1 protein-coding gene and 1 pseudogene are annotated in these 1,532 nt (G+C 28.7%); both read left to right on the plus strand.

The window, feature by feature from the left end; all coding sequences use genetic code 11:
- A partial coding sequence (locus RI76_RS02160) for a group II intron reverse transcriptase/maturase (RefSeq protein ID WP_017192508.1) occupies window positions 1–915 on the plus strand: 915 nt, incomplete at its 5' end.
- A gap of 292 nt (window positions 916–1,207) precedes the next feature.
- Window positions 1,208–1,532 (plus strand): annotated as a pseudogene (locus RI76_RS02165) (hypothetical protein); the annotation flags it as partial.

Genomic DNA, 1,532 nt, shown 5'->3' on the forward strand with positions numbered 1-1,532 from the left:
TTGAGATATGCAGATGATTTCATTATTGGGATAAGTTGTCAAAGCAATACCTTACCACATCAAATTAAGAAAATGGTAATTGAATTTATCGAAGATGAATTGAAATTAAATGTTTCAGAAGATAAATCAAAAATTCAGAAGACAAGAAATGGAATCAACTTCCTAGGATATAATTTGTCGGTGAGTCCGACAAAAGATGAACTAAAAAAGAGATTAACCAAATCAAGCTATAATGGAGTACCACAACTTAAAATGAATAGGAAACTAATTGAGGGGAAAGCTAAGGAATTAGGATGGATAAATAAGAATAATAAAATTATCCACGATAAATCCCTGATCAGTTTTGAGAAACTAGAAATAATAAGAACTTATAAGGCCATCATGAATGGATTTATAAATTATTATAGTTATATATCAAACATCTCTCAATTAGGCAAATGGTATTACTATGCGACATATTCTCTATTAAAAACTCTTGCTGGAAAGGATAAAAGTTCAATTGCAACTGTCCGAAAGCGGTATCAAATAGGAAAAAGTTTTGGTATCCAATATGAAACCAAAGATAAAACCAAATATGATACTTGGCCGCTATTTAGTTGGGATTTTGTTAAAAAATTAAGGAAGTTTCAGAATAAGGACACGAACTTAGTAATAAAAGCAAATATCTACAAAGGTAGAACTAAGTTAACGGATAGATTGCAAGCTGTTAAATGTGAAAACTGTTTAGTAGAAGGAGTTCCACTGGAAATTCATCATAAGAAAACAGTAAGAGACAAGAATATGCAAAGTATTAGAAACAAAGAAACAAAGGTATTATGCAAAACTTGTCATCAAAAAATAACGAACCAACAAATAAAATCATTTGGATGGTTCAAAAAACACAAACAAAACGTTTTATCCATAAATAAATTTTAAATCGTCGAAAACTAGGAATATTATAAACGCCGTATGCTTGGAAACTTGCTCGTACGGTGTTGTGCGGGGCCAATTTGTAATAAGGAGCGATCTTGAAACGCATTTGATCTATCGCGATTTTCTTTTTACTGAAAAAGACTTTTTTTACTAATCATATTACCCCTCATCCAAAGAACAAAGATAAAAATTTAGAAGATATTTCCTTAATTATTAAAAATCTTCATATTAATCATAAAAAAGATAACCCACAAATAAATGAAACAATAAACCAAGAAAGAGAAGGATAAAAAAGATGGCTATTAATAAAAAAAATTCAGCAAAACCATTATCTAAAACTAGAAAATTGTTTAATTGGTGGTTAGTTATCGCCCTGCTTTTAACAGTGGTAATTATTAGTAGTTTATGGTTTAAAAACCATTTTCAAACTCAAGACCAAAAGGAAACTATTCCAGAAACAATAAATAACGAAAAACAAGAATGTCTAGATTTATATATCAATCAAATAAAAATTTTAGAAGAAAATATCAAAATTAAAGAAGAAGAATTAAAAGATAAAGAGCTGACAACCGCTTATAAAAACGCTTTAAATACCATTAAAGAACTTAAAGAAAAACAAA

The organism is Milkweed yellows phytoplasma str. MW1, from assembly GCF_000309485.1.
Taxonomy (GTDB): Bacteria; Bacillota_I; Bacilli_A; order Acholeplasmatales; family Acholeplasmataceae; genus Phytoplasma.